The organism is Catenulispora sp. GP43 (assembly GCF_041260665.1).
Lineage (GTDB): Bacteria > Actinomycetota > Actinomycetes > Streptomycetales > Catenulisporaceae > Catenulispora.
Map to the genome: position 1 here is coordinate 94,145 of NZ_JBGCCT010000020.1, position 16,332 is coordinate 110,476.

At 70.9% G+C, this 16,332-nt stretch carries 12 protein-coding genes and 2 tRNA genes; 9 read left to right on the forward strand and 5 right to left on the reverse strand.

Annotation, left to right across the window (positions count from 1 at the left end):
- The first annotated feature begins 30 nt into the window (after positions 1-30).
- Together ABH926_RS33800 and ABH926_RS33805 are read left to right on the forward strand one after the other, a co-directional pair.
- Positions 31-393: a hypothetical protein gene (locus ABH926_RS33800; RefSeq protein ID WP_370370007.1), complete on the forward strand. Its 363-nt coding sequence runs from the start codon at positions 31-33 to the stop codon at positions 391-393.
- Positions 394-464: 71 nt separating this feature from the next.
- Positions 465-755, forward strand: a complete 291-nt coding sequence (locus ABH926_RS33805) for an ATP-binding protein (RefSeq protein ID WP_370370008.1) — start codon at positions 465-467, stop codon at positions 753-755.
- Here ABH926_RS33805 and ABH926_RS33810 read toward each other — a convergent pair.
- Positions 721-2,067, reverse strand: coding sequence for a phosphoribosyltransferase family protein (locus ABH926_RS33810; RefSeq protein WP_370370009.1), 1,347 nt, complete (start codon positions 2,065-2,067; stop codon positions 721-723). The genes ABH926_RS33805 and ABH926_RS33810 overlap by 35 nt on opposite strands.
- 43 nt (positions 2,068-2,110) lie before the next feature.
- Positions 2,111-3,295 carry a Gfo/Idh/MocA family protein gene (locus ABH926_RS33815; protein WP_370370010.1) on the reverse strand — a complete coding sequence of 395 codons (1,185 nt, stop codon included), beginning with the start codon at positions 3,293-3,295 and terminating at the stop codon, positions 2,111-2,113.
- Positions 3,296-3,466: 171 nt separating this feature from the next.
- Here ABH926_RS33815 and ABH926_RS33820 point away from each other — a divergent pair, with 171 nt between their 5' ends.
- Positions 3,467-4,072, forward strand: coding sequence for an HPP family protein (locus tag ABH926_RS33820; RefSeq protein WP_370370011.1), 606 nt, complete (start codon positions 3,467-3,469; stop codon positions 4,070-4,072).
- Here ABH926_RS33820 and ABH926_RS33825 read toward each other — a convergent pair.
- A complete protein-coding gene (locus ABH926_RS33825) occupies positions 4,035-5,519 on the reverse strand; it encodes an MFS transporter (protein WP_370370012.1) in 1,485 nt (494 codons plus the stop codon). The two genes, ABH926_RS33820 and ABH926_RS33825, sit on opposite strands and share 38 nt — an antisense overlap.
- Positions 5,520-5,640: 121 nt before the next feature.
- Between ABH926_RS33825 and ABH926_RS33830 the strand changes: the two genes are divergently transcribed.
- The 3 genes from ABH926_RS33830 to ABH926_RS33840 all read left to right on the forward strand — a co-directional run bounded on the left by ABH926_RS33830 (position 5,641) and on the right by ABH926_RS33840 (position 10,111).
- Complete coding sequence (locus ABH926_RS33830) at positions 5,641-6,216, forward strand: TetR/AcrR family transcriptional regulator (protein ID WP_370370013.1); 576 nt, start codon at positions 5,641-5,643, stop codon at positions 6,214-6,216.
- A 137-nt stretch (positions 6,217-6,353) separates the two neighbouring features.
- Positions 6,354-8,564, forward strand: a complete 2,211-nt coding sequence (locus ABH926_RS33835) for a cellulose binding domain-containing protein (RefSeq protein ID WP_370370014.1) — start codon at positions 6,354-6,356, stop codon at positions 8,562-8,564.
- A 110-nt stretch (positions 8,565-8,674) separates the two neighbouring features.
- Positions 8,675-10,111: an MFS transporter gene (locus tag ABH926_RS33840; protein WP_370370015.1), complete on the forward strand. Its 1,437-nt coding sequence runs from the start codon at positions 8,675-8,677 to the stop codon at positions 10,109-10,111.
- A 76-nt stretch (positions 10,112-10,187) separates the two neighbouring features.
- Here ABH926_RS33840 and ABH926_RS33845 read toward each other — a convergent pair whose 3' ends face one another.
- Positions 10,188-12,476 (reverse strand): DUF4157 domain-containing protein, encoded by a 2,289-nt coding sequence (locus ABH926_RS33845; protein WP_370370017.1) that lies wholly within the window; start codon positions 12,474-12,476, stop codon positions 10,188-10,190.
- A 164-nt stretch (positions 12,477-12,640) separates the two neighbouring features.
- On the reverse strand, positions 12,641-13,750 hold the full coding sequence (locus tag ABH926_RS33850; protein WP_370370018.1) for a DUF4419 domain-containing protein: 1,110 nt from the start codon (positions 13,748-13,750) through the stop codon (positions 12,641-12,643).
- A gap of 271 nt (positions 13,751-14,021) precedes the next feature.
- Between ABH926_RS33850 and ABH926_RS33855 the strand changes: the two genes are divergently transcribed.
- The 3 genes from ABH926_RS33855 (at position 14,022) to ABH926_RS33865 (ending at position 16,324) form a co-directional block, all read left to right on the forward strand.
- Positions 14,022-14,093: transfer RNA gene (locus ABH926_RS33855), tRNA-Arg, on the forward strand.
- A 30-nt stretch (positions 14,094-14,123) separates the two neighbouring features.
- Positions 14,124-14,207 (forward strand) — tRNA-Tyr (locus tag ABH926_RS33860).
- A gap of 263 nt (positions 14,208-14,470) precedes the next feature.
- The gene (locus tag ABH926_RS33865; RefSeq protein ID WP_370370019.1) at positions 14,471-16,324 is read left to right on the forward strand and encodes a hypothetical protein; all 1,854 of its coding nucleotides are present in this window, start codon (positions 14,471-14,473) and stop codon (positions 16,322-16,324) included.
- The last annotated feature ends 8 nt before the right edge of the window (positions 16,325-16,332 follow it).

Genomic DNA, 16,332 nt, shown 5'->3' on the forward strand with positions numbered 1-16,332 from the left:
CAAGATGTCCTTCAGTAAGGAGCACCACCGATGAACAGGCTCAGAGTGTTCGCCGCTATCGCCGCCGTGAGCGCCGCCGCCTCGGCGGTCGCCGTCACCGACACCGCCTCCGCCTCCGCGTCCGCCGCCGTCGTCAAGCCGGCCGCGGTCCATGCGAACGGCTGGCTCGGCACCTGCTACCCGTGGCACGACAACAACACCTTCGGAGGCTGGTGCGATGGGAACGGCCCCAGTTCGTATTACGCGTTCGCGGAGTGCCGTGACGGTGCACAGGTCTCCGGCGTGATCCGGTGGGACGGAAACCGGTACGGCTCCTATGCGTACTGCTCGGGGCACGGCGGTCTGTACGACCCGAACAGCTCGTACACCTTCATCTTCCTGCCCAACGGCTGAGGGTCGGGCCGGGGTTCGTTAGCGTCCGGCGGCTCTGATCTTGGACGCCGCGGTTTCGTAGGATCAGCGCCATGCCGCACGAATCGAACGACCAGCTGCTCGGGCGGCATGGCGAGCTCGAGACCCTGGACCGCCTCCTGCGCGAGGTCCGCGAGGGACACAGCCGGGTCCTGACGCTCCGGGGCGAAGCCGGGATCGGCAAGTCCGCCCTACTCGACCACCTGGCCGCCCAGGCGGCGCGCATGCAGGTCGTGCGGGCGTCCGGCATCGAGGCCGAAGCCGGTCGGGTGAGCCCGGCCACGGATCCCCAGCCCCCGCCGTCCCCGCTCAAGCCCGGTACACAGCCGCCAGATGCTCGCTGAACCACTCGGCAGCCAACTCCGCCACCTGCTCCAACGCCCCCGTCTCAGCGAACAGATGCGTGGCGCCGGGGACGACCGCCACCTCGCTGGGCCCGCCCAGCAGCGACGCGGCCTGCCGGTTGAGCGCCAGCACCTGCTCGTCGGCGCCGCCGACGATGAGCAGCGTCGGCGCGGTGACGGCCGCCAGGCGCCGCATGGCCAGGTCCGGGCGGCCGCCGCGGGACACCACGGCCGCGATCGGCGAGTCGGGTTCGGACGCCGCCCACAGGGCCGCGGCCGCGCCGGTGCTCGCGCCGAAGCAGCCGATGCGCAGGTCGCGTGCTTCTGAGCGTTCCTGCAGCCATCCCACGGCCGCGCTCAGGCGGCGGGCCAGCAGCAGGATGTCGAAGACGGTGCGCCGGTAGTGTTCCTCGTCCGGGGTGAGCAGGTCGAACAGCAGGGTGGCGAGTCCGGCGCGGTTGAGCGCGTCGGCGACGAGGCGGTTGCGGGGGCTGTGCCGGCTGCTGCCGCTGCCGTGGGCGAACACCACGACTCCGGTGGGGTCCTCGGGGACGGCCAGCGATCCCGCCAGCGGGACCTGTCCGGCTTGGACCCAGACCTCCGGGTCCGCCACGCGCGGTGCGTCTGCCTTCGTGGCCGCGACGGTGGATCCTCGCGCCGGCCGACGTCCTCCGGTCCTGGCCGCCGCCTCGTTCAGGCAGTCGACGACTTCCTGGTCGGTGGTCTGGGCGAAGTCCTGATACCACTGCCCGATGGCCTGGAACCCGAACGGGGTCGCCACGCACACCAGCTCGTCGGCCGCATCGGCCACCCGCTTGGTCCAGCCGCGCGGGGCGACGGGCACCGCGAGCACGATCCGCTCGGCGCCGTGGGCGCGCGCGACCCGGCACGCGGCGCGCGCCGTGGAGCCGGTGGCCAGGCCGTCGTCGACCACGATCGCGGTGCGTCCGTGCAGGTCGATCCGATCGCGTCCGCGGCGGTAGCGGCGGGCCCGGCGGTGCAGCTCGGCGGATTCGGCGGCCTGGACGACCGCCAGCTCCTGCTGGGTGACCCCGGTGTTGTTCAGCACCTCGTGGTTCAGGACGCGGACACCGTCCTCGCCGATGGCGCCCATGCCGAGCTCGGGCTGGAAGGGCACGCCGAGCTTGCGCACCATGATCACGTCCAGCGGCGCGTCGAGGGCCTCGGCGACCCGGGCGGCCACCGGTACGCCGCCGCGGGGCAGGCCCAGGACCACGACACCGGTGCCGGCCAGCGGCTTCAGGGCGTGGGCCAGCTGCCTTCCGGCGTCGTCACGGTCGGCGAAGTTCATGATCCGGCCTTCTTCCCTGCATTCCTAGACCTTCCCTGCATTCCTAGACGCTCGTCAGCTGGTCGCCGCCGGCGAGTCCGGCGAGCCCGGCCAGCCGGTCGGCCTCGTGCGCGGTGACGAGCGCGTCGTAGCCGTCGGCCTCGGTGACCCGGCGCGGGTGGTCGTGGTCCCGGATCCAGGCCGTCTGGTCGGTGAACATCGCCCGAAGCAGCTCGGCGTATCGGCGCGTCTTGACGACCGCGCCGCCGGCCGTGTCGGGGATGTGATCCGCGTCCTGCTCTTCTCGTCTGCTCCAGTATTCGCGGTGCGGGGCGGCATAGGTTTCGACCAGGTCGAGCTGCGCGCCCGGGAACATATCGGCCACGGCCCGGGCCTGGCTTTCCGAGACCAGCGCGTGCATCCGCACTCTGGTGGGGGTCCAGTTCAGCAGGGTCACGTCGCCGAGCTCGAAGAAGAGCTTCAGGGTCTGCCGGTCGGTGTGCGAGCCCTGACGGAACCCGTGATAGAAGCTGACCCAGCCCCCGCCGTCGTAGCGGACGGCGCAGTCGACCTGCTCTTCTATGGACGATCCGGACCGCACCCCGATCCGCGCCGCCTGCACGCGGCCGGTGCCCAGCCATCCGGCGAACAGGTCGAAGAATTCCACGCCGTGCTCCACGAAGATGCCGCCGCTCAGGGCCCGGTCCCAGAACCAGTGGTCCGGCGGCAGGTCCTCGGCCGAGCCCAGGTTCTCGAAGGAGCCGTGCAGGAACTGCCCCAGCGCCCCGGCGGGCAGCAGGCTCGCGATCGCGGCGAACAGCGGGTCGTAGCGCCGCAGGAAGTCGGTGACCAGCAGCCGGTCGCGGCGGCGGGCCTCGGTGAGCAGCTGTTCGCCGTCCCCGACGGTGACCGCCGGCGGTGGCTCGCAGATCACGTGCTTGCCCGCGGCCAGGGCGCGCATGGCCTGGTCGTGGTGCAGGTAGGGCGGCGTGGCGATGTACACCGCGTCGACGTCGTCGCGCGCCAGCAGGGCGTCGAGGTCCGGGGCCGCGTCGGCCCCGAACTCGTCGCGGGCCCTGGCCATGGCCTGGCCGGACACGTCCGTCACCGCGACCAGGTCCAGGCCCGGCACCTGGACCAGCTGGTGGAGCGCGAACAAGCCGAAACCGCCGCACCCGACCGCTCCGAAGCCGATCTCGCCGCCGTTCCTGCCCGATGCCACCGGGTGGCCGATCGTTCTGTGTCTCATGGTGTTCTCCGCGGGGCCCGAAAAAGAGGCCACACCACCAGTTTCTCTCACTGAGCGGCGGCCGCAGAACGGTATTTGGTCCCGGGGGCGGTACGGCCATTGGACCCGGCGGGTGCCAGAACGGGACCATCGGCCCTGGCCATCCGTCGGCGCCGGACGTGTCCTGGACCTATGGACACACCCCACTACGTCGATGACGTGATGACCTACCCCGTCATCGCCGTGAAGCCCGGGGCCGCCGTGGAGAAGGTCACCGCGCAGCTGACACGCCGGCGGATCGGGGCCGTGCCGGTCGTCGACGCGGCGTTGCGGGTGGTCGGGATCGTCACCGAGTCGGACCTGCTGCGCGCCGGGGAGAACGGGTGGGACACCGCCGGCGACGCCATGTCCTCACCCGCTCTCATCGTCGCGACCGGCACGACCCTGGGCGAGGTGCGCTCGGTACTGGCCGGGAACCACATCGGGCGGCTGCCCGTCGTCGACGGCCGGGGCCGGCTCGTCGGGATCGTCAGCCGCCGGGACCTGCCGGCCGCGGTCCCGGCCGACGACGGCCCGATCCGGCGCGAGGTGATCGACCGGGCCGTCGACATCGGCGCCGAGATCGCTTCGCTGTCCGTGGAGTCGGGGGTGGTGCGGATCCGGGTCCGGCTCACGGACAGCGCCGACCGCGTCGTGCTGGAACACCTGCTGGAGCACGTCGCCGGCGTGACCCGGGTGGAGGTGGGCCTCGACCGCGCCGTCAACGGCTTCGCGCAGGCACCTCGTTCGCGATGGTGAGCGCGTCCGGAGCGATGGGACGATGCGGCACCACCGAGGCTTCCCCGGCCCCGGAACTGGTTGCCATGGTCCTGGTCAGCCACAGACCGGTGAGCACGGCGGTGGCCACGGTGATCCCGCCGGCCACCAGGAACGCGCTGTTGAGGCCGGTCTCGAACGAGCCGCCGCCGGACTGCCGGGCCCGGACGACGGCCCCCAGCACCGCCACGCCGAGTACCGCGCCGATCTGCCGGGTGGTGCTGCTGATGCCTGAGGCGAGGCCGCCTTCCTGCGGGCTGACCGCTTGGATGGCGGCTCCCGTCAGCGGGGACAGGGTCAGGCCGAAGCCGACGCCGACCATCCCCAGCCGCCACCACACGTTCCCGTAGCCGGTGTCGGCATGAACCATGCCGAGCGCCAGCAGCCCCAGGCCCGCCAGGGCCAGGCCGACGGTGACCACGACGCGGAAGCTGTACCGGGCGGCGAGCCGGCCCGCGACCGGGCTGACGATCACCATGGCCAGGGAGACCGGCAGGGTCTGCAAACCCGCGCGCAGGATCGAGCTGCCCTGGACGTTCACGAAGAACTGGGAGAAGAAGAACGACGAGCCCATGAGCGCGAAGCCCACGACGACCATCGCCGTGTTGGACACCGTGAACAGCCGCTGCCGGAACAGCCGCAGCGGCAGGATCGGCGCCGAACGTCGTGCTTCGACGGCGATGAAGGCGGCGAGCAGGATGACCGCGGCGGCGAAGCTGCCCAGGATGACCGGGGACGTCCAGCCGCGCGAGCCGCCCTCGATCAGCCCATAGGTCAGCGTCCCCACGCCCAGAACGGACAGCACCGTGCCGGGGACGTCGATCGCGGGGGCGTTCGGATTGCGGGTCTCTTCAAGGCTGCGCAGGCCGACCAGCAGCAGGACCACGCCGATGGGCACGTTGACCAGGAAGATGGCCGGCCAGCCGAAGGCGTCGATCAGCACGCCGCCGGCCACCGGGCCGGCGGCCAGCCCGATTCCGCTGAACCCGGCCCACAGCCCGATCGCCTTGACGCGCTCCTTCGGCACCGGATAGGCGGCGGCGAGCAGGGCCAGCGAGGCGGGGCTCAGCGCCGCGGCGCCGATGCCCTGCAGGACCCGGCCGCCGATCAACCAGCCGACCGAGGACGCGAGGCTGCACAGCGCCGACGCGGCCGTGAACACCGCCACGCCGGCCAGGTACACGCGCTTGCGGCCGAACCGGTCGGCGAAGACGCCGCCGGACAGCAGCAGCATGGCGACCAGCAGTACGTACGCGTCGACGATCCACTGCAGGCCGGTCAGCTGGGTGTGCAGCCGGCGCTGCATGTCGGGCAGCGCGGCCCCGACGATCGTGTTGTCGAGCAGCACCATGAACTGGCCCAGGCAGGCCACCGTGAGCAGCACGGCCCGGTTCGATCGGCTGCCTGGGACCGGGGGCGGTGAGGCCATGGGGGTTCCTCTCGATCGATGATCACGCACACTGAACGCACTAACGCAGTCTCCGACTGCGTTAGTGACTGTAAGGGCGGCCTCCTGCAAACGCAAGTCCCGACTGCGTTAAGGTGAGCGCATGGAGGAACCCCAGCGAGCCCGGCGCCCCGGCGGACGCGGCGCACGAGTCGGCGCGGCGGTGCACCAGGCCGTCACCGAGCTGATCAGCGAGCGCGGCTACGGCACGTTCTCGGTCGGCGACGTCGCCGCCCGCGCGGGCGTGGCGGACAGCAGCGTCTACCGCCGGTGGGGGAGCCTGGAGGCCCTGCTCGCCGACGTGATGCTGACCTATCTCAACGCGCGCTCGCCGATGCCCGACACCGGCAGCGTGGCCGGCGACCTGCGCGCCTACGCGGCCGCCGTGGCCCGCGAGATCACCGGGCCCGACGGCCTGGCGCTGCTGCGCCTGGCCGTCGCCCTGTCCACCACCGGCGAGCAGGGCCTGCAGGCGCGCGACGCCCTGCGCGACGAGCGCACCCGGCAGTTGCAGGTGATGCTCGATCGCGCCACCGAACGCGACGAGGACGCGCCCGACGCGCTCGGCGTGCTGGACCATGTGCTGGCGCCGATGTACATCCGGGTGCTGTTCGGCATCGGCCCGCTGACCCCGGAGTACGTCGACGGGTTGGTCGATCGATTGTTGTCGGCTCTGTAACTTTCGTACTCTGCGACGCTCCGGCACGGGTCACCGCGTCGAACGCACATCCCCGCCTTGACCGTCTCCTGGGCTGTACCGAGCATCACACGGTGATGCGAGACCAGCTCGACGACCCCCCAGTCCAGGAGAGCCCGATGCGAATACGAGAAAGCCGGTTCCCCCGCTCCCGGACGGTGGCCGCCGCGGCGGCGCTGTTCCTGGGCCTGGCCGCCGGGCCGCTGGCGGCCGGCGCCGGGCCGGCCGCTGCCGCCGGTGCTGGTGCCGGCGCTGCCCCTGCCGCTGCTGCCGCGACCTCGACCGCCACGGTCAGCGTGAGTGCCGGCCAGACCCTCGCCACCGTCCCGTCGACCGCCATCGGCACCAACGGTTCCGTCTACGACGCCGCCCTCACCGATGCCGCGGTTCCGGGACTGCTGAAGAACGCCGGCACCGGCCTGATCCGCTTCCCCGGCGGGACGTCCTCGGACACGTACAACTGGAAGACCAACACCGATGTGAAGTCGGGCCTGGCCCAGTCCGTCGACTTCGACCAGTACGCGACCCTGCTCGGCCAGACCGGCGCCCAGGGCATGATCACTGTCAACTACGGCACCGGCGACGCCGCCGGGGCGACGCAGAGCCCTGCCGAGACCGGCGCGCAGTTCGCCGCGGACTGGGTCCGGTACGCCAACGTGACCCACCACTACGGCATCAAGTACTGGGAGATCGGCAACGAGGTCTACGGCAACGGGACCTACGGCGCCGACTGGGAGCCGGACAACCACTGCGCCGCCGGTTCGACCCCGACCGACTGCGGGCCGGCCGTCTACGCCCAGAACGTCAAGGCCTACATCGCCGCGATGAAGGCCGTCGACCCGACGATCGTCGTCGGCGTGGTGCTGACCGCCCCGGGCAACTGGCCCGACGGCGTCACCAACGGCGGCAGCCCCCAGACCTGGAACCAGACCGTCATGTCGGCGCTGAACGGCCAGATCGGCTTCGCCGACGTGCACTGGTACCCGCAGAACCCGGGCAACGAGAGTGACAGCACCCTGCTGTCCGCAGCGTCGCAGATCCCGACGATGCTCTCCACCCTGCGCTCGGAGCTCGGCCAGTGGGAGGGCTCCTCGACGCTGCCGATCATGGTCACCGAGACCAACTCGGTGAGCTCCAACCCGGGCAAGCAGATCCTGAGCGTCGTCAACGCGCTGTACGTGACGCAGGACTACTTGGGCTGGATCCAGAACGGCGTCTCCAGCGTCGACTGGTGGCAGATCCACAACGGCATCGTGACCGGCACCAACAACAGCTCCTCGCTGTACGGCACCGCCACCTACGGCGACTACGGCATCCTGTCCGACGCCAGCTGCGGCCTGGTCAACGGCTCCCAGGTCTGCGAGCCCGCGGCCGACACGCCGTTCCCGGCCTACTACGGCATGCAGCTGCTGAGCCAGTTCATCCACCCCGGCGACGCCCTGGTCGCGGCCTCCTCCAGCCAGAGCCTGCTCAAGGCCTACTCGGTCAAGGCCGCCGACGGCTCGCTGCGGGTGCTGCTGGTGAACGACGACCCGAGTAACAGCTACACCGTCGGTCTGAACTACAGCGGCTTCACCCCGGCTTCCGGCGCCCCCTCGGTCGCGACCTTGGCCCCGCCCGGCACCGGCATCACCACCGCCGTCGCCGGCTCGGCGTCCTCGCAGACCATCGCGCCCTACAGTGCCGAGGTAGTCACGCTGCAAGCGGGCACCGCGGTCACCCCGCCCACCACCCCGGGCGCCCCGACCGCCTCGAACGTGACGTCCACCGGGGTGACGCTGGGCTGGACCGCCTCCACCAGCGGCACCGGCCTGGCCGGGTACGACGTGGTGTCGGTCAACGGCGGCACCGAGGCCGTGGTCGCCTCTCCGACCACGAACTCCGCGACGCTCACCGGCCTGACGCCGTCCACCGCCTACACCTTCGCGGTGTACGCCCGCGACACCGCGGGGAACCGCTCGGCGCGCTCCGGCACGGTCGCGGTCACCACGAGTGCCGGTTCCACCGGCGGCGGGTCCTGCAAGGTGGCCTATACGCCGAACGTCTGGGGCGGCGGGTTCACCGGCAACGTGACGGTCACGAACACCGGCACGGCGGCCTGGACGTCTTGGACCGTCGGCTTCGCCTTCCCCGGCGACGAGAAGATCACCAGCGCCTGGAACGCCACCGTCACCCAGTCCGGCGCCGCCGTCACGGCGACGAGCATGAGTTACAACGGCGGCGTCGCCCCGGGGGCGAACACCTCCTTCGGGGTCCAGGGCACCTGGAACGCCGGCAGCGCCTCGCCGACGGCGTTCACCGTCAACGGCAGCGCCTGCACGACCGGCTGATCTCGCCACGCTTTCCGCGCCCATGCCGTGAGCACGCGGCATGGGCGCGGTCGCGCCCCCTCTTCCGCTCTGGCTTGCTAACTCCATAGCCAGCCAGTACCCTCCTGGCTATGCAAACCCATAGTCAGCAGCGGACCAGGCTCGCGGTGGCGATCCTGACCGGCTCGGCGTTCCTGGCCAGCCTCGATCTGTTCATCGTGAACGTCGCCTTCGGCGAGATCGGGAAGGACTTCGGAACCTCCTCACTCGGCTCGCTGAGCTGGATCCTCAACGGCTACGCGGTCGTCTACGCCGCGCTGCTGGTCCCCATGGGCCGCCTCACCGACCGCTACGGCCGCAAGGCCGGTTTCGTGGCCGGCATGCTGGTCTTCACGCTGGCCAGCCTGGCCTGCGGACTCGCGCCGGGCCTGTGGTGGCTGGTGGCTTTCCGCATCGTGCAGGCCGCGGGGGCGTCGCTGATGACGCCGGCCTCGCTCGGCCTGCTCCTGGCCACCCTCCCGGCGGAGCGGCGCGCCGCCGGCGCGCGCCTGTGGGCGATGACCGGTGCGGTCGCGGCCGCCTTCGGGCCGGCGGTGGGCGGCGGGCTGGTGCAGATCTCCTGGCAGACCGCGTTCTGGATCAACGTCCCGATCGGCCTGGCGCTGACCTTCGCCGCGGTCCGGGTCGTGCCCGACGTCCGCCACAACGCCGACGCGCCCCGGCCGGACCTGCTCGGCGGGGCGGTCATCGCCGTGGCCATGGGCGCGCTCGTCCTCGGTCTGGTCCAGGGCAACGACTGGGGATGGGGCTCCGGTCCGGTGCTCGCCGCGTGGGCGGTGGCGGTCGTCGGCGTGGCCGCGTTCGTCTGGCTGATCACCCACCACGACGCCCCGGTGATCGATCCCGCGCTGCTGCGCATACCCTCCTTCGCCTGGGCGAACATCGCCCAACTGCTGTTCAACGCGGCGTTCGGCGTCGGTCTGCTCTCGCGCATCCTGTGGTTGCAGGAGCACTGGGGCTACTCCGCGGTCCGCACAGGGCTGGCCGTCGCGGTGGGTCCCGCGCTGGTGCCGGTCACCTCGCTGGCGGCCACCCGGCTCCTGCCGCGCGTGGCGCCGGGACGCCTCATCGCAGTGGGCTGCGTGCTCTTCGCCGCCGGCGGCATCTGGCAGGCCGCGGCCGTGGGGGAACAGCCGGCCTACGCCACTGAGATGCTGGGCCCGTGGATCATCTCCGGCATCGCGGTCGGCCTCGCCCTCCCGCAGCTCACCGCCGCCGCGACGGCGTCCCTGCCGCCGCACCAGGCGGCCACGGGCTCCGGCGTGGTCACGATGGCGCGCCAACTCGGCCTGGTGGTCGGAACCTCGATCATGGTCGGCCTGCTGGGCGACGGCGTGGCGGGACTGGGCCGCTTCCAGCACGTCTGGTACTTCCTGGCGGCCGCGTCGGCGGCTGCCGCGATCGCGGCCCTGGTCATGGACGCCGTCCGACGCACGGCGGCCCGGCCGGCGGGTGGTTCACCGGTGAGCAACGCCGCGAGTCCGATCGGCGAGGCGGCGGTGCGGTGAGGCGGGTGCGGTGAGGCGGGTGCGGTGAGCTGCGGTGCGGTGAGGCAGGGCTCGGACCCGGGGTGCGTCACTTCCGTTACGGCGCGCCGGACGCCGACGCGGCGGTAGCGGCGGCGGGTGCGGGAGCGGGAGCGGGCGCGTGGTCCGCCATGTTGAAGTACCGGACCAGGTCGGACAGCTCGAGGTGGAACGTGCCGTCGTCCTTCTTGACACCGGTGTGCGCGCCCAAGGTGAGCGGGTTCCAACTCGTCGTGTAGCCACGACCGAACACGCCCCACGGATTGCGGACCGTGACGTACTTGATCTCTTTGCCCGATGCCTTGTCCATCTCGCTGTGCACGCCCATGACGGTGTAAGCGTGCGTCGCGGCGATGCCCGGCACGACCTTGATGTCCTCGCCGGCCGAGTGGCCCTCGCCCTGGCTTCCCCAGGTCTTGCTCGACAGCACGATCGTCTCCCCGGCCAGGAACTTCGCCTGGATCTTGTTCCAGACGTGCTCCGCGGTGGCGCTGTACTTGCCCGACTTGAGCGGCTGCTCCAGGTGATCCGCGCAGTAAGTCTGGAGCTTGGTCTTCGCCGCGGCGTCGGTGGCGCACCCCAGGACCAGAGCGATGTCCGTGTAGGCATGAGGGCTCTTCTTCAGAACCGTCTTCCGGTCGGCGTATTTGCGGCTCTGTGTACGGAACGACTTCGCCTGAGCGGCGGTGAGGCCCACTCTGCTCGTCAGCGAGCCCTCGTCCAGGGAGAAGGGGTGGACGAACGCCTCGTCGGTGATCGCGAACGGATTGTGCTCGTCCTGCGTCGACGCCGCGTAGGGTCCGATCTCGTGGCTGCCGGCCTCGACGCCGAGGATGGCCTCCAACGCCTCCTTCGGCCGGCCGCCGCGGCCGATGCCCTCGTAGCCCCGGGCGCGTCCCTTGAAGACCGCGTACGCCTTCTCGATCATCGCCGGCCAGAGGCTCTTGTGCGCGGCGGCGTACACCGGCTTGGTGTCGTTGCCCTTGACGAACAGGCGCATGTCGACGTCGACCCACTCGGGGGCGAAGGTGGCCCGGGTCCCCTTCTGGCCGCCGCTCTTGCGGTGGAACCTGACGTGCACGCCGCCGGCGTCCTGGCGGATCATGCCGTCGATGAAGTGCGGCTGCTGGAGCGCGACCGCCGCGAGCGCCGCCATCAGGTAGCAGTCGCCGATCTGGCCCTGGGCGACGTCGTTCGGCCCGGCCTGGTCGGCGCCCATCGCCGTCTGGGAGAAGTCCCTGGCGGTGGGCTTGGCGTCGACCCGGACCTGGCTGGTCTTGATCCAGTAGACGCTGCCCCTCCGATCGTCGGCGAGGGACACGCCGATCCAGTCCGAATGCGGGGACGGGTCGTCGGGCACCAGGACGACCTGCTTCTCGGTGAACTCGAAGTCCCCCTCCATCGGGGGCTTGAAGGTCCCGTCGCCGATGGGGAACGGGGGCGTCATGTGCGCCTTGCATTTCTCGAGGATCTTGCCGTGCCGGGGGAACTGCGCCGGCATCTTGTGCTGATGTGCGGGCGGCGGCGTGGTCGGCCTGGACGTGGCCGGGGCGCGCTGCACGGCGGGCGCGGGCTGCACGGACGGCGTGGGCTGTAGCCCGGGATTCGCGGCGGCCGTGTCCTGTGCACCAGCGTCCTGCGTGTCCGAGACCGGCGGTGCCGACGCCATGACCCGCGTGGCGTTCGCCTCGGCCTCCCGCTCGAACCGGTCGCCGGGGTCGGAGACACTCAGCCCGGAGCCGTTGTCGGTCCCCGCGACAGACCCCCGGCGCTGCTGGATGACGTGCGTCAGCTCGTGCGCGAGCGTGTGGCTGTCCCCGCCGCCCTCGCCGATGACGATGTGGCTGCCGGAGGTGTACGCCCGGGCGCCGATCTCGGCGGCCGAACTGTGGGCGACGGAATCGGTGTGGAGGCGCACGTCGGAGAAGTCCGCGCCGAGCCGCGCTTCCATGTCGGCGCGGACCGGCGCGGCGAGCGGGGTTCCCGGGGAGCTCAGGACGCCGGGCACCAGTGAACGCTGCACCGGGGCTTCGGCAGGGCCCTGGCCGGACCCGTGGCCGCAGCCGGGCGAGTGGGTGTGTTGATCGGCACCGTTCGCACTGTTCGCACCGCTCGCACCGTTCACCAGGCGGGAGACAGCCGCGTTGCCGATGGCTCGCTGGAGCTGGAACATAGTGCCGGGCGAGTACGCGAGCTGCTTTGACGGCACGGCCTGGGCGTACTCCGCGAGCGACAGACCCAGCTGCGTGATGCCCGGCGTGCTCGCCTGCCGGGCATCGGCGGTCTTGCGACCGCGTGCGGAGTCGCCGCTGTCAGAGTTCCGCTGTCCTTGCTCTTGCGAACGCATGGAAACACTCCGCCCCGTGTGACCCTGGTGCCGGGGTCTGTCGATGGATGTCAGCCGGTTCCAGTCTGGTCGGGGCGCGGCCCCGGCGACCAGGGCGGAACGTCAGTGGCGTACCTGTGGGCGCGGTTTTTGCCCCAACGGCCGTTCGGATGGCGGCGAAAGCCTCACTTCCTGCGCAGTTCGGCGACGGCGAAACCGAGCCGTGGGCTCAGGAACGAGTCGTCGTCGTGGTCGACCCCTGTGACCCCCGCGACGAACGCCATGTCGTACCGGGCGTCGTTGGGGCCGTAGTCCCAGACGAACGGGACGGTGGTGATGTGCGAGGGGAACTGGTTGGTCAGCCAGCCATGGCCGGTGGCCCAGTCGAACTGCTCCTTGAGTACGGCGCCGCTGCCGACCTGGTAGTGGGCGAAGAACGCCGTCAGCCAGCCGTTGACATACGGACCGCCCGACATGTTGTCCACCTTGTAGATCGAGTACCAGAACAGCTCGTCGGGGGTCGCGCCGCCGGCCGTCTCGGCGATCGTCCGCAGCACCGGCAGGAGGTCGGCGAAGTAGCCGCGAAGCCCGCTGAACTCGCCGGCCAGCCGCTCGGCACGATCGTGGAGGCTGCGCCAGTCGGCCGGCGTGCCCTCCAGGCGGATGCGGGGGATGCCGCACAAGGAGTGCCATTCGAAGACGTAGTAAGGGCTGACGACGTCCATGAGCGCGATCAGCAGCGCCGTCTCGTCCTCCAACGTCGAGGTGGAGAAGCGCGGCATGAAGAGCTGCACGGTGCGCTCGGTGATCTTGGCGGCGAGCGGCTCGCGCACCAGGTTGACAGCCCACTGCCAGTCCGACGGCTCGTCGTAGCGCAGGCAGTCGTCGCGGACCACGATGGTCTGCTTCGACCCCGGCGTCTCGGTGAACAGTCCCGCGTAAAGGTCAGGGTTCTGCCGTACATGCTCCGCGACCTCGTGGACGATGAAGTACCACAGCGTGTCGGGACGCAAGCTGACCGCCACATGAGCGGAGAACGCCTGGTGGACCGCCTGGATGGCGAGGCTCACGGTGGGGACCCCATAGGCGGCGGCGTTGCGGGATCCATCGGACCTGCCGGACCCGCCGTGCGCGGGTATCGGCATGTTGACGACGTGCAGCTTGTCGCGGCTGCTGTAGTGGAGCCGGTGCGACCTGCCGAGCACCGCGCCGAGAAAGCCTTCGTTGCTGGTCAGTTCGGTCATGGCCGCGCCGTGGCCACGCACGCCGACGGGGGTATCGATGATGACGGACATGGCGCCATTGTGTTGCCGAAAATGCTTTGCCGTCGCATCGGGGCCCCCGGTACCGTCAACGACATGAGCCGCGCACGAGGCGCCGGCCATCATCCGAGCAGGAGCAGCGTCGTGAACCCCCAGACCCGCGTGTATCGACGGCCGGCGCGACGCGCCGAGGGCCGACGCTATGCCGCGGTGTCCCGACGCGTCTGACCGGCTCACCGGGCGCTCATCGCAGCGCTGTCAGCTTCTTGCTTTGCTTCTCTTCTTTCTTCGCTTGTCCCTTCTTGCCCTTGTAGCTCAGCGGATAGAGCTCCGGCCTACGAAGCCGGGTGCGGTGGTTCGAGTCCACCCTGGGGCACGACGGCACGCTGTCCGCGTGCCGTGGCGAGCGGGTGCCCCGGAGCCGGAGATCCGGGCCTGGCTGTAAACCAGGTGGCTTAGTCCTGAGCAGGTTCGACTCCTGCCACCCGCACAGATGCAGCACCAGTCCAGCGGCCAGGCTTGCCGGCGGGGTGCAGATCGAGTACGTCGAGTGGGACGCCGCGCAGTGGGAGCGTGCGGGAGGCAAGCCGGCCGGACGCTCCACGGGGCCGCCGCGATTTTGGCAACAGGAAACCACGAGCTCCGAGGAGATCTTGGCCGAATTGCCGTTGCCCGTCCCCCGTGGACCCCGATGTACTTGCCATGAGCGTGCCGGGCACCGCTTATCAGGCCAGGAATTCAGGGGGCATCACCATGACCGACATGATCGACGAGCCGCAGGGCGGCGTCCGGGATAGGCACGAGGAGCGCGACGGCCGCGAGAACCGTGAGGACCGTGAGGAGCGCGTCGACCGCGAGAACCGCGAGACCACCGAGATCCCCGCACAGCAGCAGGCCGACCAGCCTCCGCCGCTCATCCCGGCCCCGTACATCCCGCCGCACCGCCTCGGCAGCCTGCCGCCAGTCGCGCCGCCTCCGCCCACCATCGCGCCCCCGCCGACCCCCGCGCCGGCGCACCCGGGCCCGCCGGACGGGCTGATCGCCCTCCCGCAGGTCCCGCTGCAACCGGCGCCGGACTGGTGGCGCGCCGCGGCGGTGGCCCTGCTGAACCTCAGCGGCCTGGGCATCGGCTACGTCCTCATGCGCCGTTGGAGGGCGGCCGTCTGGAGCTGGATCGCCACCGCGATCTTCCTGCTGATCGCCCTGCCGGCCACGGCAGGCGGCGTCCCGATCGCCATCACGGTCATCTACCTCGCGATCCTCGCCGTCACCGCCATCCACGGCGCCGTACGCGGCCTGCGCACGCCGCTGAGCTGGCCGCCGCGCTCGCAGCTCGCGTTCGGCCTGGCCGTCGTGCTCCTCGCGGTGCCCGTCGGCGGCACGGTGCTCTACGACAACGCGCACCAAGAGGCCATCCAGCAGATGCTGCTCAAGCGCCTGACCACCGCCGACGCCGGTCTCGCCACCGCCGAGACCGAGCCCATCGCCACCGCCGAGACGGACTTCGGCCCGGGCCTGGCCGCGTACCGGGACCTGCTCGACAACCACCGCACCTCACGCGCCGGCAAGCTCGTTCCCGGACGCCTCGCCGCGTTCTACCAGAGCGTCAGCGCTCCCTACACCAAGCACGACTACTGCGACGCGATCGAGCCCCTGACCTACCTGCGCAGCCTCCCCTCGGGGACGTTCAGCACCCAAGACCTCGGGAGCCTGGCCGCCTTCCCCGACGACCCGCTCGCGACCTCCCTGTTGCAGTGCGGCACCGGCTACCTCAGCGGCGCCGGCGCCAACCTGACCACCGCGACCCAGGACCTCAACCTGCTGATGTCCACCTTCCCCAACTCCGCGCAGGCCGGGCAGGTCGAACCCGCCGTCTCCAACGCCCTCGGCGCGGCCGCCGGCGGCATCACCGGATCCGACCCGTGCACCGCCACCGACAGCCTCACCCAGCTCAGCACCCAGATCAAGGACCTCACCAGCCCCGTCTCCGGCATCTCCACCGCCCTGCAGAAGGACGCCACCACAGCCCTCGCCGACGTCGAATCCGGCAGCTACAGCTGCGCGGTGTCCAAGTACAAGGGCGGCGACTTCGCCGGCGCCCAGACCGCGATGGACAGCTTCGTCAGCACCTACCCGAACGATCCCAACAAGGCGCTGGCCCAGAAGTACAGCATCGCCGCCCAGATCGCCCAGCAGGACGCCGACGCCGGCAAGGTGACACCCACCCTCACCAACAGCGGAAGCGTCAGCCTCACGGTCTCCAACGACAGCCCCGACCCGATGCAGATCCTCTACACCGGCCCGGCCACCGGCACGATCAACATCGCCGCGTGCTCCGGCTGCAAGACCTACGCCAACGCGACCGACGGACAACAGAACGCCTGTGGCAACAGCAGCATCGACTACCCCAAGACGTCGCTCACGCTGCCGCCCGGCACCACCTTCTTCCTGCAGAAGAGCACCGGCACGAACGTCCAGTCCTACGCCCACAGCGAGAGCTACGACGCCGGCAGCGAATACGACGTCTGCGCCTACGAGACGAGCCTGTTCAGCCTCCCGCCGTATACGTCCCCGATCGCCCCCATAGTCCCCGCCCCGGGGGCCTGAGCGTACGT

What these genes read in the sequence shown, in the direction of transcription:
- ABH926_RS33840 (WP_370370015.1), top strand. Translation starts at nt 8,675, where the DNA reads ATGCAAACCCATAGTCAGCAGCGGACCAGGCTCGCGGTGGCGATCCTG.
- ABH926_RS33830 (WP_370370013.1), top strand. Translation starts at nt 5,641, where the DNA reads ATGGAGGAACCCCAGCGAGCCCGGCGCCCCGGCGGACGCGGCGCACGA.
- ABH926_RS33820 (WP_370370011.1), top strand. Translation starts at nt 3,467, where the DNA reads ATGGACACACCCCACTACGTCGATGACGTGATGACCTACCCCGTCATC.
- ABH926_RS33805 (WP_370370008.1), top strand. Translation starts at nt 465, where the DNA reads ATGCCGCACGAATCGAACGACCAGCTGCTCGGGCGGCATGGCGAGCTC.
- ABH926_RS33815 (WP_370370010.1), bottom strand. Translation starts at nt 3,295, where the DNA reads ATGAGACACAGAACGATCGGCCACCCGGTGGCATCGGGCAGGAACGGC.
- ABH926_RS33835 (WP_370370014.1), top strand. Translation starts at nt 6,354, where the DNA reads ATGCGAATACGAGAAAGCCGGTTCCCCCGCTCCCGGACGGTGGCCGCC.
- ABH926_RS33845 (WP_370370017.1), bottom strand. Translation starts at nt 12,476, where the DNA reads ATGCGTTCGCAAGAGCAAGGACAGCGGAACTCTGACAGCGGCGACTCC.
- ABH926_RS33800 (WP_370370007.1), top strand. Translation starts at nt 31, where the DNA reads ATGAACAGGCTCAGAGTGTTCGCCGCTATCGCCGCCGTGAGCGCCGCC.
- ABH926_RS33810 (WP_370370009.1), bottom strand. Translation starts at nt 2,067, where the DNA reads ATGAACTTCGCCGACCGTGACGACGCCGGAAGGCAGCTGGCCCACGCC.
- ABH926_RS33850 (WP_370370018.1), bottom strand. Translation starts at nt 13,750, where the DNA reads ATGTCCGTCATCATCGATACCCCCGTCGGCGTGCGTGGCCACGGCGCG.
- ABH926_RS33865 (WP_370370019.1), top strand. Translation starts at nt 14,471, where the DNA reads ATGACCGACATGATCGACGAGCCGCAGGGCGGCGTCCGGGATAGGCAC.
- ABH926_RS33825 (WP_370370012.1), bottom strand. Translation starts at nt 5,519, where the DNA reads ATGGCCTCACCGCCCCCGGTCCCAGGCAGCCGATCGAACCGGGCCGTG.